A 26391-nucleotide genomic window follows, 5' to 3' on the forward strand; every position below is an offset into this window, starting at 1 on the left:
TCATCGTCCTTTGACCAAAGCCGTTTTGATGGTCCATGTATAAAGGAACATCGATTACACAGGGATCACCCATCCGTCAGATCGCGAAAAGGTGAGGCGGGATGAAACTATCGTGATGAGCGGCTTTTCGCATGTTGCGCCAGCAGCGCATCTATGACTGCGCTATCTGCACCAAAGCGGGGTGGAGATTTTGCATATTGAACAGGCGTTTCGGACAATTTGAGTGGATTCCCCAGCAATTCGACAAATCCAGGTGCCGCATCGGGCGCAGGAACCTTGACAACAGCCCCGCGCGCCTGTGCCTGTTCTGATCGCAGGGCCTGATCAACCGTGTGAATTGGCCCGCAAGGCACGCCATTTTCCGCCAATGCGGTGATGATCTGATCTGCGGTTTTGGTTGCAAATGTTTCAGAAATCGCCTGTTCCAGCGGAACACGGTTCTGCAATCGCAGCGGATTTGTTGCAAAACGCGGGTCTTCAGCCAGGTCCTTGCGTGCAAAAATTCGGCAAAAGGCCTGAAATTGGGTATCATTTCCCACCGCAAGGATCAGATGGCCATCACTTGCTGCGAAAACATTATAGGGCGCAATATTTGGGTGGCCGTTGCCACGGCGTTCCGGGCGCTGGCCCGACGTCAGATAATTCGTGCCTTCATTAATTAGCCAGGCCATCTGGCTATCGACCAAAGACAGATCAATCTGCTGGCCTTGGCCGGTGGCCTCAGCATGGCGCAAAGCGGCCAACATGCCAACGGCGGCATACATGCCGCACATCACATCGGCGATGCCGACACCCACTTTCATGGGCGGGCCTTCCGGCGCACCGGTCAACGACATGATCCCGCCATAGCCCTGCGCCATCAGGTCGTAACCCGGACGGTCCCGGTGCGGGCCGTCTTGCCCAAACCCCGAGATTGAGCAGTACACAAGGCCCGGGTTCAACGCGCGCAGCGCCGGATAATCCAGCCCGTATTTTGCCAGACCGCCGGGTTTGTAATTTTCAATCAGGATCTGGGCTTGGCCCGCAATCCGCTTGACCAATACCTGCCCTTTCGGGGTCGACAAATCCGCCGCGACCGAGAATTTGTTGCGGTTTGCAGCCAGAAAATAGGCGCTTAGATCACTGTCGCCATCGGGAACATCCACATAGGGCGGACCCCAGCTGCGGGTGTCGTCACCGCCGGTTTTTGGATTTTCAATCTTGATCACAGTGGCGCCCAAATCACCCAAAAGCTGGGTCGCGGTCGGGCCTGCAAGGATCCGGCTCAGGTCCAGAACCAACACCCCCGCAAGGGCACCGGCATGGGGCGCGTCAGAATTTTCCATCGTAGGCTTGCCTGTCAATTTGCACCGCAATCACAGTGAATGTATCGGCGGTTTTGGCGGCCTCAAGCGCATCGCGCAACTGATCCGCATTCGACACATCGATGCCCTGCCCACCAAAGGCGCGTCCGATTGCGGCAATCTGGCTGCCGGTAAAATCAACACCAACATTGGTCATCTGGCGGCCGCGTTGTTTCAATTCGATCAGCGCCAGCGAGGCATCGTCAAAGACCACAAAAATGGTACGCAGGTCATTCTCGGCGGCTGTTGCAAGCTCGCCCACGACCATCAGGAAACCGGCGTCACCGCTGAAGGAAACAACCGTGCGGTCCGGTTCGACCAATTGGGTGCCAATGGCCAGCGGAACCGCGCAGCCCATGGTGCAAAACCCCGAAGATTGGGTCAGTGCGCGCGGAAAACGGCAGGTCCACATCTGGCTTAGCAAGATACGATGCGCACCGCTATCGGCGGTCGCCAAAGTATCCGCTGGCAACACCTCTTGGCACACGGCTATGGCCTGCGAAGGGCCCCAAGCGTCATCTGCCGCAAATGTGCTGGCCAGGGCCGATTTCGCCTGCGCAACCTGATCCCCCGCCCAGGTTTGGCTGGTCTGATCGGGCAGGATCGCCGCCACCGAGGCCGCACAATCGCCAATGAAACTATGGGTCGCGTGATGCATGTAATGATGGTTCGGCGCCGCGGTGATATCGATAATGGTCTGCCGCTCTGGATCCCATGGGGATTGCCAGCCGATGCGCATCTCAACCGGATCATAGCCAATCGCCAGGATCACATCGGCTTCGCGCACAAGCGGCAGCAGGATCTCATCAGCTTTCGGCGAAAGCCCAGCACCGCCCAGCGCCAAGGGGTGATCTTCGGGCAGCAAACCTTTGGCCTTATAGGTCGTGATAACGGGTGCATTCAGCCGTTCAGCGGCCAGTTGCACCGCCTTTGCGCCAGCGTCTGAAACTGCATCAACACCGGCAATAATCAACGGGTTCTTGGCCGCAGACAGCTGCGCCCGCGCCGCCTCGAGCCCCGTGCCAGCAGGCATCATCGGCAATGTATCGCGGCGCAGCACATCGCCGCCTTTGGATGGGGCATCTGCAACCGAAATGGGCACATCGATATGCACCGGACCCGGGCGGCCCTCGGTCGCGATCCCAACAGCCTTGTCGATGATCACATCAGCCGCGCCTGCATTCAGGGTGAAACTGGCCTTGGTGACAGCCTCAAAGACGCGGGTTTGGTCAAGCACCTGATGGGTGTAAACCTGTGCCGTTTCAGGATCGACACAGCCTGCAAGAACGATCAGCGGGACGCGGTCTTCACGGGCGTTTTCAACGACATTGATGCCATTCAGCGCGCCGGGGCCAACCGTGGCCAGCAAAATCCCGGGCGCGCCCGTCCGGTGATATGTCGCCTCGGCCATGAAACCAGCTGCGTTTTCGTGTCGGCACAGAACAAAACGGATGCCCACTTTGTTCAGCGCATCCAGCAGTGTCAGAACCTCGCCGCCGGGCATCCCAAACGCCCATCTGCACCCCTGCTCATAGAGCCTTTTTGCGACGACATCGGCTGCACGCATCTTTGAATTCTCCTGATTGCCTTCCCGTCCATGCCCGATGGTTTGGGGCAAGACAAGCGGACATACGAGAAGGTTATGCCCTGTAACAAATTCCAAACCAGAGTGCGTACATACAGGTTCTGTACGCTATATGTACGCCGTGCATACGGCTTGAAACAGCGTTGCGGCCCGGTTATCCCAAATCCCATGCCGATCACATTTCCAGACCTGAACGCGCTCTTGACCCATGGGTTTGATACGGTGATTGACGTCCGCTCACCGGCTGAATTCGCCCAGGATCATATCCCCGGCGCCATCAATCTGCCAGCGCTTGATAATGCGCAGCGGGCTGAAGTCGGCACGATTTACAAGCAAATCAGCCCCTTCGACGCCCGCAAAATCGGTGCGGGCATGGTGATCCGCAATGTCGCAAACCATATCGACGGACCGCTATCGGACAAAGACGGCAGCTGGCGCCCGCTGGTTTATTGCTGGCGCGGCGGGCAGCGATCGGGCGTATTTGGCACGCTTTTGTCCGAAATCGGCTGGCGCGCCCAGACCATCCAGGGCGGTTATCAAAGCTTCCGCCGCCTTGTGCATAGATCCCTTTATGATATTGATTTAAATCATAAATTAACCCTTCTAGACGGCTATACCGGCACCGCCAAAACAGCGATCCTGCCGCGATTAAAGGCACGGGGTTTGCAGGTGCTCGACCTTGAAAAACACGCCAATCATCGCGGCTCACTTTTGGGCGCATGTCCCGGCGGGCAACCCGCGCAGAAAAGCTTTGAAACGGCGCTCGCAGTCGCGCTGAACGCGCTCGACCCCACCCGCCCCGTGATCGTCGAAGCCGAGAGCAGCAAGATCGGGCGGCTGGTGTTGCCGCCGATGCTTTGGGCGGCGATGATTGGGGCGCCGCGGATCATTTTGGATGCCCCGCTTGACGCGCGGGCTGCCTATCTGGCCGGGGCTTATCACGATGTGATTGCCGATCCTGATAGCCTGGCCGAGAGGCTGAAACCATTGCGTCATTTGCGCGGTCATGCGGCTGTCGATCATTGGATCAGCCTATCTACGGAAGGCGAATTGCTTCGCCTTTCCAGAGCCTTAGCAGAAGAGCATTACGACCCCGCTTATCACAAGGCACGCCATGCCAAGCCGCGCGATGTGCTGGCCAGAATTACCGTGCCAAGCCTTGATGATGCGGGCCAGGAACAGGCGGCAGATGTGATCGCCGCTAAGGTACAACATGCATGTACATAATGCGTACAGAAGCTGTACAGATCCTGTATTGCTGCCACGCCTAGGAAGGGATCAGATGCCCCTGGCCCAGGGCCTGCAAAGCCCGCACCAAAGAGGCGTTTTGGATTTCCGCATAAAGCGCCATTTCATCGATCACCTTCGCGCCCAACGCATCCTCAAACGCGTCCTGGTTTGCATTGGCGGCGTAGTTTGATTGATCATCCGCCCCAAGATTTGACTGGAAAATTCCCGCCGCAGAGACGGGCAAAAAATCCTCATAGATTTGCGGATCAGCCGCCAGCGCGCCGGATCTAATCAGGGCCGCAATCGATGCCGCTTTGCCCTGAAACGTACCAGCCGCGCGGTAGCGGAAATAGGCCAGATCCTGTTCGCGCAAAGCCGCATCATCATCGGGGAAATCGGCAAAAGCCGCTGTGAGACATTGCACATAATCGCCGCCCCCTGCTGCATCAGCACGGGCCTTGGCCAATGTCTGATCATAAAGCGTACGGCCTGCGGGCGTCAGGGCGATGCCCCTTTGTTCAATCTCGCCAAAGCGGGCGGTGTGATGCCCGGGCTGACCCTGAAAGGTCACCTGTTCCTCGAGCGCCTTAAACGAGGTTTGCCGCAGCAGGATCGCAGCCTTGCGATGCGGCGGCCCCTCAATCACCGCTTTGGGATCGATACCGCGCGCTGGCATTTCCCGCTGAACGGCGTCGATATCCAGCGTGCGCGGCGTCAGATGGTTGATATGCGGGCCCTTGAAGCTGACCACATCGGCAATCAAGCGATGCGCGGCAACAAGATCGGCATAGGTCTGCCCGTCAACTGTGGCGTCGGCATGCCAGCGGAAAGTCTCAAGCGCCTCGCGTACAAAGGCCTGTGCTTCATCTTGGGTCAGACCGCCATGGGCCTCGGCGGTGGCGATCAGGTCTTGCGCCCGATCGGTGACGATTTGCCGCCCGCGCAGGATGCCTTCAGCCTTGGCGGCCAAAGCACGATCGGCGACCAGATCAAGCCGCAATAGAGAGGTGAACACCCGAAACGGGTTGCGTTGCAGCGCGTGTTCATCAACCGGGCGGAAAGCGGTGGAATGCACGGGGATGCCCGCCACCGATAGATCATAGTAGCCTACGGGGTGCATCCCCATCACAGCGAACATGCGCCGGATCAGGCGCAGCTCTTGGCCCGTGCCGAGCCGGATTGCACCGTGCCGTTCGATATCCAAACGATCCAATTCACCGGCTGCCGCAAGCTGGGCCCGCAATGCGGGGTCAGCCTGAAGGGTGGCGGCGTTCACATCACGCACCAATGTGATCAGGCTGCCATATTGCGGCACCTCATCGCGATACATGTCTGACATGGCTTGCGAGAACAGGCTGCGGATATCGTTAGGGTGATGAAATTGGGGCATCTTAATCTTCTTCATTGAGTGGCGCGCCAGCTTTGCATAGCGATGCATGCGCTGCTCCTCCGCGTCAATGACCTATCCGGCATTAGCGTAGTCGCAGGCTGGATCCGGCAACGATTTCGCCAATAATTGCAGCGCTATACCCCGCCTCTTGCAATTTCTTCAGAGCTGTTTCAGCCGTTTTTTGCGGCAGCGCCGCCAGCAAGCCGCCCGCTGTTTGCGGGTCGTATAGCAGATCACATTCCAGCCCATCGATGGGCCCTGCCCCGATTTTATTGTCTTCAAAAAGACTGGACCGCACGCCTGCATCCGACAGTGCAAGGGCGCCGTCCATCAGTGGGATTGTGTCCCGATCCAGCACCGCCCCAACCCCAGAGGCATCGCAAATCCCCCGCAAATGGCCTGCAAGCCCAAAGCCGGTTACATCCGTCATTGCATGGGCTTTGGCCAAAATCTCGGCCGCTTTGTCTTGGGGTTGCATCATCTGGTCAAAACAGCTGATCACATCCGCCCCGCGCGCGCGCCCGGTCATTTCCGCGGCCATGATCGTGCCGCTGCCAATGGGCTTCGTCAGAATCAGCGCGTCCCCAACCACGGCCCCATCAAGCCCAATCGGCGCTTTGGTCAGCCCTGTGATGGTGAAACCGATTGTCATCGTCTCGCCCAGCGTGGTGTGCCCGCCGACAACCTGCGCCCCGGCTTGCTCCATCACCATATTCGCTGTCGCGCTGATCTCTTGCAGGCTGCGTTCCTGAAGCGCAGCTGTCATCCGCGGCAGGATGATGTTGATCGTAGCCGCTTGCGGTTTGGCCCCCATTGCCCAGATATCGCCCAGCGCATGGATCGCGGCAATCTGTGTCATCAACACCGGATCATCTGTAAGCGCGGGCAGGTGATCGGTGCTGATCACCTGTCCCTTTTGCACCAGTGCCGCATCATCGCCAAATTGGCTGCCCAAGGCATTACGTAGCGCGTTGCGCCCCGCCTTGGCCCCGCACCCACCGCAGGGCGGCGCCTTGTCGACCGCTTGATGCACCCCAAGCGCGGCGGTGCGCGGGATTTGCGGTGGCTCCATCATCGGTAATGTATCAAACTGCGTCATGAATTTGCGATCGATATGATCTTTGAGCTTCCAAAGCAGCGGCCCGTGCCGGGCGGTGCCGAATTTTTCTGCCAGTGCCGATTTCCGCCCCAGCGAGATCAGCTTGAGGTAATCCCGTTGCGGTTTGTAGGGCCGCATATCCCCGCCCGATAGCACAGCCCGCAGATTATCAAACAGCACCGGCGCTTCGCGCACCGCATAGACCCCCGCCTTGGGCCTTGGGTCAAAGCTGAGATGTGCGCAATCGCCGACCGCAAAGATATTCGGATCGCTTGATTGCAGATTTGCGTCGACCGTGATGAACCCTTCATGCAGTGCAAGCCCGGTTTGGCCGATCCAGTCATGTGGTTTGGCCCCTGCCGCCCCCGTCGTGAAATCGCTTTCGATCCTCCGCCCGTCTTTCAAAAGCACCCCTTGGCCGAAAATCTCGGACACTTCGGCGTCTTCGATGATCTCAACCTTTTCCGCACCCAGCGCCTGCAGCATCTGTTCGCGTGCTTTATGCCCCAACGCGCTGAGCACCCGCGACCGGTCAAGCAGCCGGATCACCGGCCCTTTGCCGCGCAGCGCATGGGCCATGGCCATCGCCAGTTCCGCCCCTGCAACCCCGCCACCGATGATCACGATCTGCGGTTTGTCTGCCGTCGCCCGGAACGCATCCCAGCGCGAGGCGAAGATGCCCAATGGTTTGGCCGCAATTGCATGTTTTGCAAATCCCGGCAGGTTCGGCATTGTCGAGGTGATCCCCACATCCACCGCTGTGACGTCATACCCAATCGCCGGCCGCCCCGCGACGCTGATGGTTTTTGCCTGCCGGTCGATCCCGGTCGCATATCCGTTGATCAGCCGCGCCCCCGCAAACCGCGCCAGCCGCACCAGGTCGATATCCAATTCATCCCGCGTGTAATGCCCGGCCACAAACCCCGGCAGCATCCCTGAATAGGGCGCCGTTGGCCCGGGGTTGATCACCGTCAGCCGCACCCCTGGCAGCGGGTTCATCCCCCATTGCCGCAGCACGAGCGCATGGCTATGCCCGCCCCCGATAAGAACAAGATCACGCGTGAAGGGAAAATCAGTCATGGCTTTGTTCTATCCGCCCCATGCTTAGGGCGAAAGCCACTGCCCTTGCCAATGACGCGCACGTGAATAGCCCGCCCGCCGGTGCTGCGCCCCCAGATGCACCAGATCGATTGTGCAAAGCGCGCAATGCAGCACTGCAAAGCAATGCGGACCTGGCTTTTTCACATAGTCCAGCGCCTGTGCCAGCCGGGTCCCGGGCGCGGGCACAACCCCATAGGATTGCCGCGCGTGGTCTGGGATCTGGTCCCAAAGCGCCCGTGTGCTGGCCCCGGTTTCAATCGTTACTTCGGCCTGCAGCCGGATTTGCAGATCAAGCGTCGCGTCCCAGATATGCAACGCTGCGCGCGGGGTGCTGCGCAGACTGGCCATTTTGCCCGAATTTACATCGGTATGCAGCGTCAGCGCCGCATCGGCCCGGTCTGCTGATCGCAGCACCAGCGTGCGTGCTTCGGGCCAGCCATCGCCCCCCACCGTTGCAAAGGTCGGCCGGCGCGCGGGGTGTTTTGCGTCGGCCACGCCCTGGGTCAGGACTGTCCACATTTTGTCCAGCAAGCCGCTTTGGGTTTCGAACCAATCAGTCATAGCCTGTCATCTCAAGATATCCTGTACCCTCATGGCTGCCTGTCACGGTCACCGGCCCTTCCCAATAGGGGATCACGGTGGTCATCCATGCATTTTCATTGATCGCAGTGACGGTCACATCCAGATCCCGCTGTGGCAGCACAACCCGCCACTCAATGGGCACGTCTGCTGCGTTTTGCGCTAAAGGCGTCGCGCGTAGCGCCCCGTCCTCATAGGGTGTCGCCGTCCCATCTGGGCTGATCCACGTTGCCGATGTATAATGCATCCCATCGGTCTGCTGCAGCCGGAACCCCATCAGTTTCTCGCCTGTCTCAAAGGACAAGGAAAACCAATCCCAACCGGTTTGATTGTCCGCCAGAGGTTGCGAGGACCATTCCCGGTCAAGCCATGCCGCGCCGCTGACCGCAACCGGCCCCTCTGGCAAGGTCAATGTGCCTGCGATTTCAAAAAACGGTTGGGAGTAATAGTAAGAGGCCTGCCCCGAGGCTGATTTCACTGAATAGCCCGCATCGCCGTGAAACACCAAAGGCCCTTGCGCTGTGAGCGTCATGTCATAGGCAAAATCACTGCCACTGGCCGTCATCCGCAGGCTGTTCCAATCGCCCTGTAGAACCCAATCATCAATCCATGCCTCAAACGGGTCTGCTGTCACCCCGGCCTGCCCCACCCAGTCCCGCGCGAGCCGTTCGCTGACGTAGTGCTGGTCGGGTGTCGTGACAGCCGCGTGCCCCATCCAAAACTGCGGCGAGCTCCAATCGTCGCGCGTCTGCGGTGCCGCAGCTGAGCGAAACAAGGTCCATTGCAGCCCATAGGCAGTGCCGTCATCTGCTGTCAGGTTTGCGGTCAGATACCACCATTCGATCCTGAATTCAGGATGCGCCCCGTGATCGGCCGGAAAAGCAAAGGCATAGCCCCGCTCGGGCCGCGCGAAACCATCGACACCTGTTCCGAGCCCGGCAAAGCCTTGTGCTGCGGCGCTGATCGGCCAAAGAAACAAAAGCAGGATTTTAGCGTTCATTGGAAAACACCTTGAGCAATTCAGCAGGCGGCGTGCGCGCAAGCCGCTGCGCAGGCCAGAGCGCCGCAAGCGCTGCGGCCAGCAGCGAAAAAACACCAAGCCGTGCATAATCTGCCGGGAAAAAGTAGAGCGGCAATTTCCACCCGAAAGCCGCAACATTGACGATGGCCAGCAATGTCCAGGCCAGGATGAGCCCAAGCGGCAGGGCAATCACGGCGGTCAGCACGGCCAATATAATGGCCCGCAGCAGTTCCAACTGACCGATCCGCCGCCGGGTCATACCCATCGCCCAAGCCGGTGCCAATTGCGGAATACGCATTGTTGCCAGCGTGAGAAGGCTCATTAAAATGGCGAAACCTGCCACGGCCAGCGTCAGGATATTCAGCGCCGTGGTCACCGTGAAGGTCCGTTCAAAGACGCCCAGCGAAAAGGCTTTGATATTCGCCTGGTTGATCGTCTGTCCCGCCGAAAGACTGGTCTGCGCAGCCATGTCGGCCACAAAATCATCAACTGTATCGGGATCAAGATATAGCCCGAAATTATCTGGGCTGATATCGGGATAAAGCCGCGTGAAAACGGCCTCGCCAATCAAAGCCTGCCCAATGGGATTGCCGTAATCCCCAAAAGCACCCGCCACCGTGAAGGACACGCCCCCTACCGCAACCGCATCGCCGATCCCCAGCCCGGCCCGCCGCAAAAGCTGTTCATTGATCAGGATCGTCTCGCCTGCGAATGTCGTATCCCACGGGTTTTCAGACTGCTCTAGGAAGGTCCAACCGTCCCTGTAACTGCTGTGATCGCGCACTGCGTAAAGATCCGTGGGTTGCCCCGCGATTTGGATTTCCACCCGCTTTCGCGGAATGATCGCATCAACCCGTGGTCCAGCGAAGGCGACCAGTTCGTCTGCCTGCTCTGAGTTTTCGGGCCTGACGTAAAGATCAGATGATAGCCGCTGATCCAGAAAGTCCACAAAGGTCAGCCGGAAGCTGGACACCATTGTCGAGACCCCCACATTGGCCGCCATCGCCAAAAGCAATGCCATCAATGCCAAAGACAGTCCGGGCAGTTGCTGCCTTGTGTCCGACCAAAACCATTCAGCGGTGATCGATTTCGCCATCCGGCTGCTCTGCGCCAACACCAGATCAAGGATCAGTGGCAGCGCCAGTGCCGCCCCGATCAACAGTGTCGCCAATAATGCAAAGCCTCCGATCAGCCCCTTGGCCGTGAACATGAGTGCAACTGACACCGTTAAAAGCCCCATTGCCACATAGCCCTGAAGCCGCGCCCGTCGCCCGGCTGCCATGGCCATTGCCCGTGGCTGCGCCGCTGCAAGAAGCGGCATTTTCGCCAGATTGACCAGCGCCCCGCTGGCCGCCAGCGCAGTGCCCCCCACGGCGATGCCAAGTCCAGATAGCCACCAAACGGGCCGCAGCTGCAACGTGCCGGACACATCCGCCCCGTAAAGCCCCCGCAGCGTTGCAGCCACATCGGGCAGCAAGATCGCCGCGATCACATAGCCCAGCGCCACCCCGATCCCACCCGCCAGCAGCGCGAAGCACATCAGCTCGGCCACCATCAGCGCGATCAGCCGTCCTAGGGGCACGCCAAGCGCCCGGAGGCTGCGCAGAACGGGCCGTCTTTGTTCAAAGGCCAATCCGATGGCCCCATTCACGATGAAAATCCCCACCGCAAAGGACAGCATTCCAAACGCCGTCAGGTTCAGGTGAAAACTATCCGTCAGCTTGCCGATATCCGTCCCCCCTTGCGCCGGTTGCCGGATCAGTTGCGGTGCAATTTCCGCCAGCGGGACCTGGGTGATGGGTTGATCGGGCAGCACGATCAACGCGTCGATCTGCCCTGTTTTTTGCAGCAGCCGCTGCGCCACCCCAATATCGGTAATCGCCGTCCCGGGCGCCGTGTCTGCATCAATGATGACCCGCAGATCAAAATCCTGCAGGTTTTCGGCGGTTTCTTCGGCGGCAAAAAGCACCCCGTCCGCATCCAGAAAATCATCCAGTTCAGCGGTACCGCTTGCCGGATCCGGACCGATCCCGCCGGGTGCTGTCAGGGGCTCAATCCCGACGATCCGCACCCTGTTCAGCCGCCCTTGCACCACCGGGCTGACAAGCCAGCCTGCCCGCCGCAGTTGGACATAGGTGGCTTGCGCCATTGGCTGTCCATCGCGTCTTTGCAGCCGGTCATATTGCCCCTCGCCCAAGGTGGCTGCGGCTGCATCATAGCTGGCCCGAGCTTCGGCATTGACGGCTTGCACACCTGACCAAAGTGCCGTTGCCAGCGCCAGCCCCGCCAAAAGCGTGAAAAGCTGCAAGGGGTTGCGCCACCAATGCGACAGCAGGGCCAGCAAGACGGGTCTGGTCATGCAACAAGACCTGCCCGCAGATGCAGCCTGCGTGACAACCGGCCGGCCAGGTTTTCCGAATGTGTCACCATCAGCAGCCCCGCATTGGTTTCACGCACCAGTTCAAGCATCAGATCCATGACCGTTGCTGCCGTTGTCTCATCCAGGTTGCCGGTTGGTTCATCCGCCAGAACCAGCCGCGGTCTGGGTGCCAATGTCCGCGCGATGGCCACCCGTTGTTGTTGCCCCCCGGAGAGCTGTTCGGGGTATTTGTTCAGATGGTCCGCCAGCCCCATCCGATCGGCGAGCGTTCCGGCCCACTGCGCGTCATGTTGTCCCGCAAGCCGTGCTTGAAAGGCGATATTGTCCCGCACCCGCAAGCTGGGGATCAGGTTGAACTGCTGGAACACGACGCCCAATGTGCCCCGCCGCAGATGCGCCCGCCCATTGTCATCCATCGCCCCGATATCCTGCCCATCCACAAGGATTTGCCCCTGATCGGGCGTATCAAGCCCCCCGATCAGGTGCAAAAGCGTGCTTTTCCCGCTGCCCGATTCCCCGGTAAGCGCCAGTGTTTCCCCCGCTGCAAGCGACAGTCCGACACCGCGCAGGACCGCAGAGGGCCCGTCCGCGCTTTGATAGGTTTTGTGGATGTTTTGAACGTCTAACAGCATGGCCCCTCGCATTTGCCCAAGAGGTAACACGCCGTGCCCTAAAGGAAACGCCCCAAACCCGAAATCAGGCCCCGATCAGTGCGATCTGGTTGCCCGCCGGGTCGGTCAGAAGCAAACGGCGCACATAGTCCCGTTCGTTATCCCAACGCACATTCCAACCCGCGTCCGTCAACCGGATCGCGACCGCGTCAAGGCCGGGATAGACAAAAGCCGGCGGCTCTGCCCGTTTTTGGTAGGGGTTTTCGGGGCGTCCAAAATAAACCTGCCGTGTGCCGCAAACCGCCCAGAACCCATCTGCTGCATCCGCCCCATCGGGTGGGCGCATTTCGACCATGCCAAGCAAATCCAGATAGAAACCGCGCATCTCGGCCTCATGCTGGGGCAGCATTGGCACCGGGATCTGCCGCAGCCCCCGCCCCGTCCAGTTTTCGGTATTGTCCTGATGGTCGTACGGTTGCCCATCCCAGCGCAGATCATCCATCGTCGTGCTTAGCCGGGTCTGGTCATGTCGCGGCCCGCGCGTGACAAGCCGATAAACGGACCCGCGCGCGTTTGAAGCAACAAATCTGAGGCCCATGAGCACAAACCCCACCGCAATGGTCAGCATGGCCAGGATAAAATCGACCACTGGATGCCCTGTGACCGGCGCCAGACTGTCAAAAAGCGCTTCGATCATCGCTCAATCAATCCAACCTCGTTTCCGATGGGATCGGTCACGATCAGCCGGTCAACATATGGGTTGCTGCGATCCAGCATCGTCTCGTACCCCAATGCGGCGAGACGTTCAGACGCACCGCGCAGGTCCTCTACCGAGAATGTCGGCAATTCGCTGCGGTCGACGGGGAAATCCGGCATCGTTCCAAAATAGACCTGGCGTGTGCCGGTGATGGCCCAGAAACCGTCTTGTTCCAGATGAGCGTTGGGCGCGCGCATTTCCATCAGCCCCAATTCACCAAGGTAGAACTGGCGCAAGGTGGCGTCATGTTCCGGCGGCATCGGAATAAAGACCTGCCGGAGCCGCGTGTTTTGATGGGCCGGATCACGCCCCGCACTAAACGCCATATCGGGGCCGCGCCGCCTGCGCGGCACGTCGTCATAAAGGCTTTTGCGCCGCAGAAATGTTTCAAATAACGCAGGGCGCCAGTCAAAACTGTAAAAGGACCGGTCCACCCGCCGTCTTAGATAAATGATGAGAACAAAAAGCAGTGCGAGCCCCAAAATGGCGAAGGGCAAGATCACTTCAAAGGTCATATCGTTCATGTCAACTCGGGTCTTCTTTTAAAATTTCGATGCGGTTTTGTACGGGGTCATTGACGAAAAACCGCGTTACATCGGGCAAGCTTGTATCCCATTTTGGCGTGTGGCCGCGCGCGGTCAACAGGCTGTGCAATGCGTGGATGTCTTTGACAATAAAAGCGGGATGCGCTTTGCGCGCCGGTTGAAAGTCAGGATCGACACCAAAATGCACATCAATCCCGGGCCCTTGCGCCCAAAAACCGCCGCGCCCTTGTAGCGCTGTTGGTTTTGGGCACGCATCAAGCCTCAGCAGATCACAATAGAACGCACGCATGATCGTCTCGGAGCCTGCTGGAAGGGCGATTTGGATATGGTCGAGGCCGACAATCACCCGACGCGCCGCTTTCGCAAATTGTGATTGTCGTTCAACATACTGTCCCCCTATTTGTTTGTATACGTTGGTATACATTTGAGGTTGACCCGGCTGATTTTCAAGTCGTGCCGTGACGTTTTACTGTCTGTTTGCGCACAAACCGATATCTTTCAGACAAGTTAATCGGGAGGAACTTATGACTGATATTGTCATCTTGGCAGGCGCACGCACAGCGATTGGAACATTTGGCGGCGCGTTATCTGGGACCTCGCCGATTACGCTGGGCTCTGTCGTTGCTGAGGCCGCATTGGCCCGCGCTGATCTTGCCCCGGCGCAAATTGGTCATGTTGCCATGGGCCATGTGATCAATACCGAGCCAAAGGACATGTATGTCAGCCGTGTCGCAGCAATGAATGCGGGCGTGCCCGACACCACCCCGGCGATGAATGTAAACCGCCTTTGCGGATCGGGTGTGCAGGCGATCGTGTCGGTCGTCCAATCGCTGATGCTGGGCGATGCTGAATTTGGCCTCGCGGGCGGCACCGAAAATATGAGCCGTTCGCCCTTTATCATTTCGGACCAGCGTTGGGGCGCGAAGATGGGCGATATCCGCACCCAAGACATGATGCTGGGTGCGCTGCATTGCCCCTTTGGCACCGGCCATATGGGTGTCACGGCTGAAAACGTCGCGAGCGAACACGATATCACCCGGCAGGATCAGGACGCCTTTGCCCTGCAAAGCCAAGAGCGGGCGGCGGCGGCCATTGCTGCGGGCCATTTCGAGAGCCAGATCGTTCCTGTGCAGGTCAAGCAGCGCCGCGACATGGTTGATTTCGTCACTGACGAGCATCCCAAGGCAACAACCGCTGACGGCCTTGCTGCCCTGCGCCCCGTTTTTCAAAAAGACGGGACGGTGACAGCGGGCAATGCCTCGGGCCTGAATGACGGTGCGGCGGCGATTGTTCTGGCCACCGCAGATGCGGCTGAGAAAGCCGGGCTACGCCCAAGATTCCGCGTTCTTGGATATGCCCATGCCGGTGTGCGCCCCGAAGTGATGGGCATCGGCCCGGTTCCGGCGGTCCGCAATCTGTTTGAAAAGACCGGTCTGACCGCAGCTGATTTCGACGTCATCGAGTCGAACGAGGCTTTTGCCGCCCAAGCCCTGGCCGTTACAGAAGAGCTGGGGCTTGATCCGGCCAAAGTGAACCCGAATGGCGGCGCCATCGCCTTGGGCCACCCGGTCGGGGCAACAGGCGCAATCATCACGGTCAAAGCCATGTATGAATTGGAACGGACAGGCGCCAAGCGCGCCTTGATCACGATGTGTATTGGAGGCGGGCAAGGGATCGCCTTGGCGATTGAACGGATCTAGACCTGTTGCCCGCAGAACACGAAAATTAGCCTGTTTTCCTGCTGCCGCAATTTGAGCAACAAACCGGTCGATTTTTGACGTTTATGCACGAATAATGAACGCGTGGGGGTGGATATAGCGACTGACAAAGAGAGACGCCATGCCGCCGATTCTGAGACTATTCGCACTATCAATTCTGTGCTTTTCATCACCTGCCCTACAAGCGCAGGAAAAGCCGATCTATGAGCAGGTCGTCGACATTGTCGCGTCTGAAACCGGGACTGTGCGCCGTTGGGCCTATCCGCCCAAACTGACCATCATTCACGATGGTGATCCCCATCGTGAGTTGATCCATGGCCTTGTCGATATGGTCAATGCGCGCATCCCGAACTTTCCGGGCGTTGGCGAGGTTGAGTTTTTCGATATGACCCAGCTTAACCGCCGTCTGGCCGGAAACACCCAATTCCGTATGCCAACCCGGGATTTCAACGGTGTTGAGGGCTCTATTGTTCGTGCCTTGTTTCAGGGCGAGACTGAAGGCGACGATCTGTCCGTTACCGGCAGCATCTTTATCTTTCTGACCGGGCTTGAAAACGGCATCACATTTGGCGCCTTGACCCAAAGCACCAAAAGGCTGAGCCGCCAATTTGCCGAAGGGGGCGAGACCCGCTGTTATTTCAATCTGATGTCCAAGAATGACGAGTTGCGCGCCGGGTTCATCTTTATCAACAACGAAGATGCCCAGACCCCCGTTGCCGAGTGCATTTATGAAGAGTTCATGCAGACCTTGGGCTTGCTTAACGACTCGCAAGGGTCATCCGTTTTCACCTTCGACAATACTGGCACCGTGCGCCAAAACCGCGACCCCGATTTTCAACTGCTTGAGGCGCTTTACAGCACCGAAGTCTCGCCCGGGGATAATGCAGAAAAGGTCGCCGATCTTTTCCTATCCATCGCCCCCATGGGATTGGTCGAGGTTGCCGTTCAGCCTTAGCTTTCGGGATAATCCCGCAAAAACACCCATTTGTCCCCTTCCGACAGGTCGGGGTCAAAGCTGTAGCCGCCGGTATTAAATGATTTGATATCATCGGCCTGTTGCAACCGGTTCACCACCACATAGCGCGCCATCGCCCCCCGCGCCCGTTTGGCGAAAAAGCTGACGATCCGCGGCTTGTCATCCTTTAGCTCCATGAAAACCGGGGTGATCACCCGCAGTTTCAGAGCCTTGCGGTCCGCCGCGCCGAAATATTCCTGGCTGGCGCAATTGATCAGCGTGTCCGTTCCCACCGCTTCGGCCTGCGTGTTCAGTGCTTTGGCGATGGTGTCGCCCCAATAGTCATAAAGCGATTTGCCCCGGCGCGTCTTTAGTTTGCTGCCCATTTCAAGCCGGTAAGGCTGGATTGCATCCAACGGTCGCAGCAGCCCATAAAGCCCTGAAAGCAGCCGCAGATGGTCCTGCGCCCAAGTCAGATCATCCTCGGACAGGGTCTTGGCCTCAAGCCCCTGATAGGTGTCCCCGTTAAAGGCAAGCGCTGCGGGCTTGGTCGTCTCAGGCGCCGGATCGGCAGCGAAGGCTTTGAACCGGTCTCGGTTCAGCCGTGCCAAATCATCGGAAATGCCCATCAGGTCTTTGAGTTGTCCCAATGTCAGATTGCGCGCTGTCTTCGACAGCCGCACCGCATCCTCCTGAAAATCGGGCTGGGTCGCGGTGATATCCACCGGCGCCATATCAAGTGATTTTGCGGGAGAGACGACAACAAGCATGCGCAATTTCCTTTTCGGGGCTCCGACAAGGATTTAACACGCTGAACCGCGTTGACCAGACCCCGGCGCGCAAACACCAGGTCCTTTAGTTCAACTGTACCTGCAGGGGATATTGCCCGTCTTCAAACGGCCCAAAAAGGTCGTCCAGATCGGGATGATCGACCGGCTCGCCCGAGTGATCGGCAACCAGGTTCTGTTCGGAGACATAGGCCACATAAAAGCTTTGGTCGTTTTCCGCGAGCAGATGATAGAACGGCTGGTCTTTTTCGGGCCGGCTGTCTTCGGGAATCGCGTCATACCAGGCATCGGTGTTCGAAAACATTGCATCCACGTCAAACACAACACCCCGGAAAGGATGTTTACGGTGGCGTACGATTTGCCCCAGATGATATTTGGCGTGCGTTTTGAACATTTGTCTCTGCCTTGCCCCTAGCATATGGGTGCTGCAGGTGCAAAGTCTATGCCCAAACGCCCGAATTGAAGGAAACAGTCTGTGAACCTCGCCCTGACAGTGCTGAACATTACGGCACCCGTGTTCCTGTTGGCCGCCGTTGGGTTTGCTTGGGTCAAGCTGGGCTTTGAATACCGGGTTGAGTTTGTCACCCGCATGGCGATGACCCTTTCGGTCCCTTGTCTGATCTTTGTCGCCCTCATGCGGATCGAGGCTGAGCCTGAAGCCTTAGCAGCATTATCGCTTGCCGCGCTGAGCGCATACGGGATTGTAATGATTGCCTGTTTCGCGTTGGTCAAAGTGATGCGCCTTGACGTTCAAACCTTTCTTGCGCCGCTGATCTTCGGGAATACGGGCAATCTTGGCCTGCCGCTGGCGCTTTTTGCATTTGGCGAGGTTGGACTGGGCTATGCCGTCGTTGTCTTTGCTGTGATGGCGATGCTGTCCTTTACCATCGGCATTTGGATCGTCGCTGGGCGCGGATCGCTGAAACGTGTGATCCAAGAACCGCTGGTCGCCGCCACTTTGCTGGGCGGCGTTTTCTTGTGGCAGGGATGGCAGACTCCGGAGTTCCTGACCAACACTATCGATCTGATTGGACAGATGGCGATTCCCTTGATGCTGATTACCCTCGGCGTGGCCGTCGCCCGCCTGGAAACCAAGGCGATGGCGCTGGCGGGTTTTCTGTCGCTGATCAAGGTGGTGATCTGCGTTGGCGCGGCATGGCTTGCGGCCACATTCTTTGGGCTTGAGCCTGTCGCTGCTGCCGTTTTAATCGTGCAGGTCGCCACGCCGGTTGCTGTGACGTCCTATCTACTGGCCGAAAAATACGGCGCGGATGCGCAGCCCGTCGCTGGGCTGGTTGTCGCCTCAACCTTGCTATCGGTCATCGCTTTACCGCTGATCCTTGCATTTGTGATCTAACCTGCACCGGTTTGGGATTCCCAGCGCCTGCCGTTCCGGTTATGATGACAAAAAACAAAGATAAGCGAGAGGCAGATGAGCAGTTTCTTTCGCGCCATGATATGTGTGCTGTTGCTTGGCAGTTGCGGATCAAGTTCGGGGAATTTTTCCGCCCCGCGTGATCTGGACGACGCCTGCAGCATCGTGTCTGAGCGCCCCGAATACCTAAGGGCTTTCCGCCGGGTTGAGCGCCGCTATGGCGTCCCGGTCCCATCGCTGATGGCGATCATCTATCAGGAAAGCAAATTCATTGGGAACAACCGCCCACCCCATCAATATGCATTGGGTGTCATTCCGATTGGTCGGCAATCATCCGCATTGGGCTATTCGCAGGCGCTGGACGGCACCTGGAAGGAGTACCAGGACGAAGTTGGCGGTCGCCGTGCCAGCCGCGAAGATATTGACGATGCCACCGATTTCATGGGCTGGTACATGATCCAGACCGTTGAAGAGACGGGCGTGCCAATCACAGACACCCGCAACCAATATCTGGCATATCATGATGGCCGAACCGGGTTTAACCGCGGCACATGGCGTTCAAAAAGCTGGCTGATCCGGATCGCCGGAGAGGTCGAAGCCCGCGCAGCCCTTTATGCCACACAGCTGCAATCCTGCGGCAGGCTGTAACAAAAAAGCCCCGGATGTTTGATCCGGGGCTTTTCTGATTTCTGGCGTGCGACGTCTAATAACCGCGTTGCCGCATCTCAGCGACGATATTGAACTGGATGTCGCCGATCGCACCGCCGGTTTCCAGATCGTTCAGAATAACTGTGGTTTCGGTGCCCAGTTCATCTGTGATGATCCACTGACGCAGCTCAACCGGGTTGGCCGTGAACACCAGCTTGATATTCCCATATTGCGGGTTGTCCGGGTCTTGCGCCGTAATGGTCGTTGTTGTCCCATCTGAGACGATATTCGTCACCATCCGTTCCCGGTTAAGATCAACATTCGCCTCAAGAATGATCCCAAGCGGGGTTTGATTAAGCGGATAGCGGTCCGGCCCAATATTGGAACGTGGGTCAAACACGGCCAATTGCCCGCCCCCGGCCATAACAAGCGCGTCATTGGGCGCATTGTATTCAAAACGGATCCGCCCCGGCCGCTTGATATAGATCTGCCCGGTCGAAATCGTGCCATCTTGGTTGATTTGCGTGAACCCACCCTGCGCGGTTTGCAACTGGTTGAGATATTGGGACAACTGCCCCAGCGATAATTGTTGCGCCGACGCAGCGCCCGCATAGATCGCGAGCGCCATGGTCAGCACCATAAAGAGGATACGTTTGCTCATTTGCCTTACCTATGTATTTGGCGGGATGTTTGCACCCCTTGGACATGTTTCACAACAGCACGCATGCCGATGTTAGGCGATATCACGCCCGTTGTTTCTTGATATCTTGGGTAGTTGCAGCCTTAAAAATAGCGGCATTCCTAGAGGCAAGACCCAAAGAAAACACCCCGGATGGGCCGGGGTGCTTGAAGGTTTTGCGATGTTTGGCGATCTAGCGCGCCCAAACCTCAACCCGGGTTGGCGTTGGGCCCGAAGTCTGGCTTTCATAGCAGGTTGCCGGTGCCAGCCCGCCAAACCCATAGGACGACAAGGTCAAATCATTATCCCCGATCACATCCCCGGCGATTTCACGAAATGCGGCCTCTATTTCAGCTGCAGCGCGCTGGGATGCCAGACGTGCGGCCTCGCCGCCGGCTGCGCCATCCCCGAGACCAACAAAATAGATGTTCCGCCCCGCAAATCCGCCGTCTGCCACCAGATCAATCAGATCAAGCATCATCGCCCGGTTCCACGCTGCTTCCGGCCCACTGGTTGGCCCACCGACCATGCTGGGCGACAAACGCTCGCTTGCGAAGAGAAGTTCAAACATTTCGGCGGCGGTTGCGCGCGCATCCTCGTTGAGTGCTGCGTTCAGCAAGCTGCCCAGCCGCGCGCTTTTGGCGTCACCGTCTTGGGCAAATGCAGTCCCATCGACGAAGCCTTCGCGTGCAATAAGTTCCTGCGCGGTGTCCGAGGTCGCGAAGTCAAACAGTTCGGTCACCAACGATGTATTCGGCGCCCGGTCATATGTCGCCATGATCGGCCGCACGAGCGGGTAATCCCCTGAGACGATGTTGAAAGCGTTCGGCGTCACCGGGACCCCGCAGGCGCCAGAGACCGCGGCAATGTTGCTACCATCGGCGTTTTCAAGACTGACAACGCTGATGCTGCCCGGAAATTGCCCCACGGAGCCCGCGATGCTGGTCTCATCGCCCATTGTCAGGATGCTGTTGCTGATCGATTTGCCTGCAGGTTCCATCACCAATGTGATCAGTTCAGAGCGGAGTGGCGAATCCACCGGAAGCTGCAACGGTAAGATATTCTGGTCCGCCCCGCCAATCTGCGACCAATTGGTGATTTCACCAGCATAGATGCCTGCCAACTGGTCCATCGTGATCATGTCAACCGCAACATCTGCCGCAATGATCACCGCAAAAGCATCAAGCCCCAAAAGCTGATATGGCGGTGTGGACGTTGTCGCCCATCCACCAGATGCTGTAAATGCAGCCGATTGCGCCCCCCGAAGAGACTGGGTCGCAACGCGCAAATCCGAAGCGGCATTGCCTGTCGCCAGCGCCACGGTCGCAGTTTCATTACCCGTGTCATTCTGGAGCGACATTTGCCCTGCCGCAGTCAAAGCAACGGTGGACGTTGTTTCATTCGACACTGCAAACGCACCCGCAATCGTCCGGTAGAGTGTATTGAAGGAAGGCGATGCAAAGCTGATCACATAATCATCGGATAGGTCTTCAAGGATCACCGCTTCGGCAATGACCACATCTTCAAAATCATCTGCAGTCAGCCCAAAATTGTTGCTTGCCAAGATCGCGCTGCAACCTTCGCCGTAGCAGATCACTTCTGAGGCGGGGACACTGACCTGCCCCACCAGCGTGTCGACTGACACCATTACGCCGTTAAAACCAACAATTTCACCGGCTACGCTGATAAACGCATCAGAGGATCTAAGTTCGACTTGCTGTGCCAAGAGCGCCGTCGGCGCAGCAGTACACAGCAGGAATGGGATGACATTTCGCAGCATTATTTAATCTTAACTCCAGTCTTCAGTCGGCATACGGGCGGTCAAAACAATCATAACTTTGGACGATCCGCGCAACACACCACAGCAAATATCTGCATTTAGTGTTACAATCGAAAAATGTCCTGGAACCAATACCCATTGGGACAACCCAATTTCAAAGGAGACTACACCCAAAAACGCGCATAACAATCACGGATCGGCATCATTTCAAAGAATTTTGGTGGTTTCTTGGTCAAAAGCACAGTTTTCAAGCGAACTTTCCGCCAAAACATCGCCCCATGCGTGACCTGCGCAATACCGTCCGGCCGCAGCCAAAAGATACATTCACCTATCACATCACGAAATTTCAGGCCGAGTCGTTGCCTTCATTCGCGACCAACCCGGCAAAATCAAATAGCTTGGGATCCAACAAATGTGAGGGGCGTGCATTCATCAACGCCCGGAACATCACTTGCCGCCGCCCGGGGCTGTTTTTTTCCCATCCATCAAGGATTTGCTTAACTTGTTGACGCTGAAGGCCGTCCTGGCTTCCGCACAAATCGCATGGGATGATGGGGTAGTTCATCGCCTGTGCAAATTTTTCGCAATCCACCTCGGCCACATGGGCGAGCGGGCGGTAGACGAATAAATCTTTTTCCTCATTCAGCAGTTTGGGCGGCATCGTCGCCAGCCGTCCGCCATGAAAGAGGTTCATCATGAAGGTTTCCAGAATATCATCGCGGTGATGCCCAAGAACGACGGCAGAGCAGCCCTCTTCACGCGCGATACGATAGAGATTTCCGCGTCTTAATCGCGAACAGAGCGCACAGAAAGTGCGGCCTTGCGGCACTTTATCCATCACGATTGAATAGGTGTCCTGATATTCGATCCGGTGCGGCACACCCATTTTTTCCAGAAACGCGGGCAGAACGGTTGCGGGAAAACCCGGCTGCCCCTGATCAAGATTGCAGGCCAAAAGCTCAACCGGGAGCAAACCGCGCCACTTCAATTCATACAGAACCGCCAACAGAGTATAGCTGTCCTTGCCACCCGACAGGCACACCAGCCATTTTGCATCGCGTTCGATCATGCCATATTGCTCAATCGCTTCGCGCGCGTAGCGCACGATCCGCTTGCGGAGCTTCTTGAACTCGGTCGTTGACGGCGCACCATAAAAGAGCGGGTGAATTTCAGTTTCATCAAGCATAGCTGCGATATGCCAGAATGCGCGAAGCCTGCCTAGGGCTAGATCATCACCAATCTTTCGCCATTTACCTCAACCACCGGCGCATCGGTGCCAAAGACATCGCGCACCAGCCCGGCATCTACAATCTGCGTCGGGCTGCCGTGGCGGACGATTTGCCCCCCCTTCATGGCGACAATCATGTCGGCATAGCGGCTGGCGACGTTGATATCATGCAGGACAATCACAATCGTTTTGCCATGGTCGCGGCACATATGCTGCAAGGTCCACATCAACGATCGACTGGCCGCGATGTCCAGATTGTTCAGCGGCTCATCCAGCAGCACGTAATCGGTATCCTGCGCAAAAATCATCGCGATCTGCGCGCGCTGGCGTTGGCCACCCGATAGCGCCTCAAGCGGCCGCTGCGCCAGCTCCGACAGCTCAAAAACCTGCAAGGCCCGGGCGACTTGTGCGTCATCCTCGGCGCCCGGACGCCCACGGTGGTAGGGATAGCGCCCGAATGCGACCAGTTCTTGCACGGTCAGGCGCGGGGTCTGCGCGGCCATTTGCGGCAGGATCGACAAATGCTGGGCCAGCACCCGGTCCGCACAATTGCCGATCTGCATGTCATCGACCCAGATCGCCCCGTTTTGCAGCTGTTGCAGCCGCGCGATCAGGGAAAGTAACGTCGATTTCCCCGCCCCATTTGGGCCAATCAACGCCGTGATCCCACCCTTTGCAATATCGACCGAGACATCTGTCAGAACTTGGGTGCCATCAATTTCATAAGACACATCTTGCACGCGGATCATCGTCTGGTCCCCTTTAACAACAGGATGAGGAAGATCGCCCCGCCCAGCAAATCAATCACGACTGACAGGGGTGTTGAAAGCCCCAGCGCACGCTCCATCACGGTCTGTCCCCCGACCAAGGTAATGGCCGAGATTAGCCCGGCACTTGGCAGCAAAATCGCGTGTCTTTCAGTGGGCGTGATGAGCCGGGCGAGGCTAACAACCAACAGCCCCAAAAAGGCCACTGGCCCCACCAATGCGGTTGAGACGGCAACAAGCACAGCGATCAGGATCAGCGCCTCAAGTTCAAGTGGGCGCGGCGGCTCGCCCAATGTGGTTGCGCTGTCTTGGCCAAGCGTCAGAACATCAAGCCGGTGCCTGATCCACCATGCACGCCCCAGCGCGGCGCCAGCGATCAGGGCGGATATGCCCAGCAAATCTTTCTCAATCTGGGTGAACCGCGCGTAAGAGGCAACCTGAATGACCGTGAACTCATTGGGGTCGATCATCCGCTGCAAGAGGCTGGTCAATGATTGAAAAAGAGCCGCAAAGATGATCCCTGTCAGGATCATGCGCAAAAGATCACCCCGTGCCCGGTGCAAAAGCGTCCCGAACAGGGCCAGCGCAGCCAATGTCAGCGCCCCTGCGGTTACAATGAAGCTGACATAAGGGGGGATTTGCACCACGGTCATCGCCCCCAGAAAAAAGACGGACGCCGTCAATAGCAGAACATAAAGCGCATCAAATCCCATAATGGATGGCGTCAAGATCCGGTTTTGACTGATGGTTTGAAAAAGGACTGTTGCGGTCGACACGGTTGCCCCCACAAGGATCAGCGCAGCCAGCTTTGTCCCCCGGAAGGGTAAAATAAAGCTCCATGATCCGCGTGCGCCCAGCACCATGAAAGCGATACAACAGAGCACCAGAAGAATGGCCATGATCCAAAGCCGCCTAGCCATGCTGCGGCTTTCGATAAAGCAGCCACAAGAACAACACCGCCCCGATGACGCCCAGAACGGTGCCCACGGGGATCTCAAAAGGAAACCGGACCAGACGTCCGATAATGTCGGCGCTCAGTGTCAAGAACGCCCCCAGGATCACGATCAGCGGCAAGGTTCGGCGCAGATTATCCCCCGCCAGACGCGAGACAACATTGGGCACGATCAGCCCCACAAAAGGGATCATCCCAACCGTCGTGACCGTCAGCGCCGCGACGATTGATATCCCCACCAGCCCCAGCAAGACAACCTGCCCATGGTTCAGTCCAAGATTGATCGCAGCCGTCCGGCCCAACCCGACAATCGCGAATTGATCGGCAGCAAAGTAGATCAAAACAGCAACCCCGGCGGCCAGCCAAAGCAGCTCATACCGCCCTTGTAGCACGCCAGAAAACTCACCATTCATCCAAATGCCGATATATTGCAGCAGGTCTGCTTGATAGGCGACAAATGTCACCGCCGCCCCGATGACCCCACCATAGACAAGCCCCACAAGCGGGACCAGCAGGGGCTGGGTGGGCGGCAACCGGTTTACAATCGCCAGAAAGCCAAGGCTGGTTGCCATTGCCGTCACAGCCGCAAGCGCCATTTTGGTCAGAATAGACGCCGTGGGCAGCGCCATTGTCACGATCAAAATACCCAGCGCAGCCCCCTGCCCTGTACCTGCGGTCATCGGTTCAACGAAGCGGTTGCGCACCAGCATTTGCATCACGGCCCCGGCTACCGCCAAAGACGCCCCGCAAATCAGTGCTGCGGCGGTTCGCGGAAAGCGGCTGATCGCCAGCAATTGCAGACCTTCAGGATCGGTAAAGATATCGCCGACGGATAGCTCAATCACCCCCACAAAGAGGGATAGAAAAGACAAAAGGGCGAGCCCGACAAGGCCCGCCCAAATCAGCATATGCCGTGACAATCAGCTGTCCGAAAAGGCTTGGGTAAATTGGCCAAGCGTGCTGATCATCGATTGGATACCGCCGCCCGCGATGTAGATCGACGCGCTGTCCAGATAGATCACATTGCCCGCTTTCCAGGCATTTGTTTCCTGCACCAAGGCATTATCCAATGTGGTGGCAGCTGCTTCGCCATCTTGGCCGATCGCAGCGGCCCGGTCGATCACAATCAGGATGTCAGGGTTGGCGTCGCGGATGAACTCAAAGCTGACAGCCTCGCCATGGGTGGTTGTTTCGACGTCTGCAATGGCCTCGGGCAGATCAAGCGCTGAATGAAGCCAGCCAAACCGGCCCTCGGCCCCATAAGCGGACACTGTTGGGCCATTGGTCATCACAATCAACGCCTTCCCCTGGTCCGCAACGGCGCCCTTGGCTGCCGCCAAAGCGGCGTCAAAATCAGCGCGCAGGGCATCGGCTTCTTCTTGTTTGCCAAAAATCGCACCATAGGCTTCGAGCCGGTCAAGACCCTGACCGACCGTGTCTTCCCAGATCGTCATGTCAATCGTGGGCGCAATCTTGGCCAGATCAGGCGCTACCCGCGAAGAGCGGCCACCGGCAACCAGCAGATCATATCCGCCTGCGGCAATTGCCTCATAATCGGGTTCAAACAGCGAACCGACGCTTTCGGCCCCTTCCGCAGCACCGGCGACGTAATCGACATATTGCGGCGCAACGACGCCGGCCACATCGACGCCAAGCGCATCCAGCGTATCAAGCGCGGCGATATCAAAGACCGCAATGCGGGCAGGATTGGTTTCGACCGATGCTGAGCCGGTATAAGTGTCGATGGTGACAGTGTCGGCCAGTGCTGGCGTCCCAGCCAAGGCAAATGCGAATAGCGCATGACGAAGCATAATCAGTTCCCCTTAAGTGATGGCGTGGCTGACCGTCAGGGTTGGCTTC

The 26391-nt window shown here is 57.9% G+C and carries 25 protein-coding genes; 5 read left to right on the top strand and 20 right to left on the bottom strand.

Annotated features, from left to right (window positions below; genetic code table 11):
* Window positions 1–107 precede the first annotated feature (107 nt).
* Together AABB29_RS02105 and AABB29_RS02110 are read right to left on the bottom strand one after the other, a co-directional pair.
* Window positions 108–1325 (bottom strand): CoA transferase, encoded by a 1218-nt coding sequence (locus tag AABB29_RS02105; RefSeq protein ID WP_341368518.1) that lies wholly within the window; start codon window positions 1323–1325, stop codon window positions 108–110.
* A complete protein-coding gene (locus AABB29_RS02110; RefSeq protein ID WP_341368517.1) occupies window positions 1312–2910 on the bottom strand; it encodes a thiamine pyrophosphate-binding protein in 1599 nt (532 codons plus the stop codon). Before AABB29_RS02110 ends, AABB29_RS02105 begins: the two co-directional genes overlap by 14 nt.
* A gap of 186 nt (window positions 2911–3096) precedes the next feature.
* Here AABB29_RS02110 and mnmH point away from each other — a divergent pair, with 186 nt between their 5' ends.
* Window positions 3097–4155, top strand: coding sequence for a tRNA 2-selenouridine(34) synthase MnmH (gene mnmH, locus AABB29_RS02115; RefSeq protein WP_341368516.1), 1059 nt, complete (start codon window positions 3097–3099; stop codon window positions 4153–4155).
* Between the two features lie 40 nt (window positions 4156–4195).
* Here mnmH and AABB29_RS02120 read toward each other — a convergent pair whose 3' ends face one another.
* The 9 genes from AABB29_RS02120 to AABB29_RS02160 form a co-directional block, all read right to left on the bottom strand.
* The gene (locus AABB29_RS02120) at window positions 4196–5596 is read right to left on the bottom strand and encodes a VOC family protein (RefSeq protein WP_341368515.1); all 1401 of its coding nucleotides are present in this window, start codon (window positions 5594–5596) and stop codon (window positions 4196–4198) included.
* Between the two features lie 34 nt (window positions 5597–5630).
* On the bottom strand, window positions 5631–7727 hold the full coding sequence (gene selD, locus AABB29_RS02125) for a selenide, water dikinase SelD (RefSeq protein ID WP_341368514.1): 2097 nt from the start codon (window positions 7725–7727) through the stop codon (window positions 5631–5633).
* Window positions 7728–7751: 24 nt separating this feature from the next.
* Entirely contained in the window at window positions 7752–8309 is a 558-nt protein-coding gene (locus AABB29_RS02130) for a pyridoxamine 5'-phosphate oxidase family protein (RefSeq protein WP_341368513.1), read from the bottom strand.
* Window positions 8302–9327: a lipocalin-like domain-containing protein gene (locus tag AABB29_RS02135; RefSeq protein ID WP_341368512.1), complete on the bottom strand. Its 1026-nt coding sequence runs from the start codon at window positions 9325–9327 to the stop codon at window positions 8302–8304. Before AABB29_RS02135 ends, AABB29_RS02130 begins: the two co-directional genes overlap by 8 nt.
* A complete protein-coding gene (locus tag AABB29_RS02140; RefSeq protein ID WP_373636752.1) occupies window positions 9317–11707 on the bottom strand; it encodes an FtsX-like permease family protein in 2391 nt (796 codons plus the stop codon). The genes AABB29_RS02135 and AABB29_RS02140 overlap by 11 nt, the downstream gene beginning before the upstream one ends.
* Window positions 11704–12360 (bottom strand): ABC transporter ATP-binding protein, encoded by a 657-nt coding sequence (locus AABB29_RS02145; protein ID WP_341368511.1) that lies wholly within the window; start codon window positions 12358–12360, stop codon window positions 11704–11706. Before AABB29_RS02145 ends, AABB29_RS02140 begins: the two co-directional genes overlap by 4 nt.
* A gap of 64 nt (window positions 12361–12424) precedes the next feature.
* A complete protein-coding gene (locus AABB29_RS02150; protein ID WP_341368510.1) occupies window positions 12425–13036 on the bottom strand; it encodes a hypothetical protein in 612 nt (203 codons plus the stop codon).
* Window positions 13033–13620 carry a hypothetical protein gene (locus AABB29_RS02155; RefSeq protein ID WP_341368509.1) on the bottom strand — a complete coding sequence of 196 codons (588 nt, stop codon included), beginning with the start codon at window positions 13618–13620 and terminating at the stop codon, window positions 13033–13035. The genes AABB29_RS02150 and AABB29_RS02155 overlap by 4 nt, the downstream gene beginning before the upstream one ends.
* Window position 13621: 1 nt before the next feature.
* Window positions 13622–13987, bottom strand: coding sequence for a glyoxalase (locus AABB29_RS02160; protein WP_341368508.1), 366 nt, complete (start codon window positions 13985–13987; stop codon window positions 13622–13624).
* Between the two features lie 178 nt (window positions 13988–14165).
* Between AABB29_RS02160 and AABB29_RS02165 the strand changes: the two genes are divergently transcribed.
* Together AABB29_RS02165 and AABB29_RS02170 are read left to right on the top strand one after the other, a co-directional pair.
* Entirely contained in the window at window positions 14166–15341 is a 1176-nt protein-coding gene (locus tag AABB29_RS02165) for an acetyl-CoA C-acyltransferase family protein (protein WP_341368507.1), read from the top strand.
* Window positions 15342–15480: 139 nt separating this feature from the next.
* Entirely contained in the window at window positions 15481–16314 is an 834-nt protein-coding gene (locus AABB29_RS02170; protein ID WP_341368506.1) for a DUF2927 domain-containing protein, read from the top strand.
* Here AABB29_RS02170 and yaaA read toward each other — a convergent pair.
* Together yaaA and hspQ are read right to left on the bottom strand one after the other, a co-directional pair.
* Entirely contained in the window at window positions 16311–17084 is a 774-nt protein-coding gene (gene yaaA / locus AABB29_RS02175) for a peroxide stress protein YaaA (protein WP_341368505.1), read from the bottom strand. The genes AABB29_RS02170 and yaaA overlap by 4 nt on opposite strands.
* A gap of 85 nt (window positions 17085–17169) precedes the next feature.
* Entirely contained in the window at window positions 17170–17496 is a 327-nt protein-coding gene (hspQ, locus tag AABB29_RS02180; RefSeq protein ID WP_341368504.1) for a heat shock protein HspQ, read from the bottom strand.
* 81 nt (window positions 17497–17577) lie between these two features.
* Between hspQ and AABB29_RS02185 the strand changes: the two genes are divergently transcribed.
* Together AABB29_RS02185 and AABB29_RS02190 are read left to right on the top strand one after the other, a co-directional pair.
* Window positions 17578–18459 (top strand): AEC family transporter, encoded by an 882-nt coding sequence (locus AABB29_RS02185; RefSeq protein WP_341368503.1) that lies wholly within the window; start codon window positions 17578–17580, stop codon window positions 18457–18459.
* Between the two features lie 75 nt (window positions 18460–18534).
* Window positions 18535–19125, top strand: coding sequence for a transglycosylase SLT domain-containing protein (locus AABB29_RS02190; protein WP_341368502.1), 591 nt, complete (start codon window positions 18535–18537; stop codon window positions 19123–19125).
* A gap of 55 nt (window positions 19126–19180) precedes the next feature.
* Here the strand turns inward: AABB29_RS02190 and AABB29_RS02195 are convergent, their stop codons facing one another.
* The 7 genes from AABB29_RS02195 to AABB29_RS02225 form a co-directional block, all read right to left on the bottom strand.
* On the bottom strand, window positions 19181–19786 hold the full coding sequence (locus AABB29_RS02195; protein ID WP_341368501.1) for an outer membrane lipoprotein carrier protein LolA: 606 nt from the start codon (window positions 19784–19786) through the stop codon (window positions 19181–19183).
* 211 nt (window positions 19787–19997) lie between these two features.
* Window positions 19998–21584, bottom strand: a complete 1587-nt coding sequence (locus tag AABB29_RS02200; RefSeq protein WP_341368500.1) for a substrate-binding domain-containing protein — start codon at window positions 21582–21584, stop codon at window positions 19998–20000.
* Between the two features lie 346 nt (window positions 21585–21930).
* On the bottom strand, window positions 21931–22770 hold the full coding sequence (gene ttcA, locus AABB29_RS02205; protein ID WP_341368499.1) for a tRNA 2-thiocytidine(32) synthetase TtcA: 840 nt from the start codon (window positions 22768–22770) through the stop codon (window positions 21931–21933).
* Between the two features lie 38 nt (window positions 22771–22808).
* Window positions 22809–23561: an ABC transporter ATP-binding protein gene (locus AABB29_RS02210; RefSeq protein ID WP_373636753.1), complete on the bottom strand. Its 753-nt coding sequence runs from the start codon at window positions 23559–23561 to the stop codon at window positions 22809–22811.
* Window positions 23558–24499 (bottom strand): iron chelate uptake ABC transporter family permease subunit, encoded by a 942-nt coding sequence (locus AABB29_RS02215; RefSeq protein ID WP_341368497.1) that lies wholly within the window; start codon window positions 24497–24499, stop codon window positions 23558–23560. The genes AABB29_RS02210 and AABB29_RS02215 overlap by 4 nt, the downstream gene beginning before the upstream one ends.
* A complete protein-coding gene (locus tag AABB29_RS02220; protein WP_341369015.1) occupies window positions 24492–25439 on the bottom strand; it encodes an iron chelate uptake ABC transporter family permease subunit in 948 nt (315 codons plus the stop codon). Before AABB29_RS02220 ends, AABB29_RS02215 begins: the two co-directional genes overlap by 8 nt.
* A gap of 12 nt (window positions 25440–25451) precedes the next feature.
* On the bottom strand, window positions 25452–26342 hold the full coding sequence (locus tag AABB29_RS02225; RefSeq protein ID WP_341368496.1) for a siderophore ABC transporter substrate-binding protein: 891 nt from the start codon (window positions 26340–26342) through the stop codon (window positions 25452–25454).
* Window positions 26343–26391: the final 49 nt, after the last annotated feature.

The organism is Yoonia sp. BS5-3, from assembly GCF_038069655.2.
Lineage (GTDB): Bacteria > Pseudomonadota > Alphaproteobacteria > Rhodobacterales > Rhodobacteraceae > Yoonia > Yoonia phaeophyticola.

What these genes read in the sequence shown, in the direction of transcription:
- AABB29_RS02105 (WP_341368518.1), bottom strand. Translation starts at nt 1,325, where the DNA reads ATGGAAAATTCTGACGCGCCCCATGCCGGTGCCCTTGCGGGGGTGTTG.
- AABB29_RS02110 (WP_341368517.1), bottom strand. Translation starts at nt 2,910, where the DNA reads ATGCGTGCAGCCGATGTCGTCGCAAAAAGGCTCTATGAGCAGGGGTGC.
- mnmH (WP_341368516.1), top strand. Translation starts at nt 3,097, where the DNA reads ATGCCGATCACATTTCCAGACCTGAACGCGCTCTTGACCCATGGGTTT.
- AABB29_RS02120 (WP_341368515.1), bottom strand. Translation starts at nt 5,596, where the DNA reads ATGCATCGCTATGCAAAGCTGGCGCGCCACTCAATGAAGAAGATTAAG.
- selD (WP_341368514.1), bottom strand. Translation starts at nt 7,727, where the DNA reads ATGACTGATTTTCCCTTCACGCGTGATCTTGTTCTTATCGGGGGCGGG.
- AABB29_RS02130 (WP_341368513.1), bottom strand. Translation starts at nt 8,309, where the DNA reads ATGACTGATTGGTTCGAAACCCAAAGCGGCTTGCTGGACAAAATGTGG.
- AABB29_RS02135 (WP_341368512.1), bottom strand. Translation starts at nt 9,327, where the DNA reads ATGAACGCTAAAATCCTGCTTTTGTTTCTTTGGCCGATCAGCGCCGCA.
- AABB29_RS02140 (WP_373636752.1), bottom strand. Translation starts at nt 11,707, where the DNA reads ATGACCAGACCCGTCTTGCTGGCCCTGCTGTCGCATTGGTGGCGCAAC.
- AABB29_RS02145 (WP_341368511.1), bottom strand. Translation starts at nt 12,360, where the DNA reads ATGCTGTTAGACGTTCAAAACATCCACAAAACCTATCAAAGCGCGGAC.
- AABB29_RS02150 (WP_341368510.1), bottom strand. Translation starts at nt 13,036, where the DNA reads ATGATCGAAGCGCTTTTTGACAGTCTGGCGCCGGTCACAGGGCATCCA.
- AABB29_RS02155 (WP_341368509.1), bottom strand. Translation starts at nt 13,620, where the DNA reads ATGAACGATATGACCTTTGAAGTGATCTTGCCCTTCGCCATTTTGGGG.
- AABB29_RS02165 (WP_341368507.1), top strand. Translation starts at nt 14,166, where the DNA reads ATGACTGATATTGTCATCTTGGCAGGCGCACGCACAGCGATTGGAACA.
- AABB29_RS02170 (WP_341368506.1), top strand. Translation starts at nt 15,481, where the DNA reads ATGCCGCCGATTCTGAGACTATTCGCACTATCAATTCTGTGCTTTTCA.
- yaaA (WP_341368505.1), bottom strand. Translation starts at nt 17,084, where the DNA reads ATGCTTGTTGTCGTCTCTCCCGCAAAATCACTTGATATGGCGCCGGTG.
- hspQ (WP_341368504.1), bottom strand. Translation starts at nt 17,496, where the DNA reads ATGTTCAAAACGCACGCCAAATATCATCTGGGGCAAATCGTACGCCAC.
- AABB29_RS02190 (WP_341368502.1), top strand. Translation starts at nt 18,535, where the DNA reads ATGAGCAGTTTCTTTCGCGCCATGATATGTGTGCTGTTGCTTGGCAGT.
- AABB29_RS02195 (WP_341368501.1), bottom strand. Translation starts at nt 19,786, where the DNA reads ATGAGCAAACGTATCCTCTTTATGGTGCTGACCATGGCGCTCGCGATC.
- AABB29_RS02200 (WP_341368500.1), bottom strand. Translation starts at nt 21,584, where the DNA reads ATGCTGCGAAATGTCATCCCATTCCTGCTGTGTACTGCTGCGCCGACG.
- ttcA (WP_341368499.1), bottom strand. Translation starts at nt 22,770, where the DNA reads ATGCTTGATGAAACTGAAATTCACCCGCTCTTTTATGGTGCGCCGTCA.
- AABB29_RS02210 (WP_373636753.1), bottom strand. Translation starts at nt 23,561, where the DNA reads ATGATCCGCGTGCAAGATGTGTCTTATGAAATTGATGGCACCCAAGTT.
- AABB29_RS02215 (WP_341368497.1), bottom strand. Translation starts at nt 24,499, where the DNA reads ATGGCTAGGCGGCTTTGGATCATGGCCATTCTTCTGGTGCTCTGTTGT.
- AABB29_RS02220 (WP_341369015.1), bottom strand. Translation starts at nt 25,439, where the DNA reads ATGCTGATTTGGGCGGGCCTTGTCGGGCTCGCCCTTTTGTCTTTTCTA.
- AABB29_RS02225 (WP_341368496.1), bottom strand. Translation starts at nt 26,342, where the DNA reads ATGCTTCGTCATGCGCTATTCGCATTTGCCTTGGCTGGGACGCCAGCA.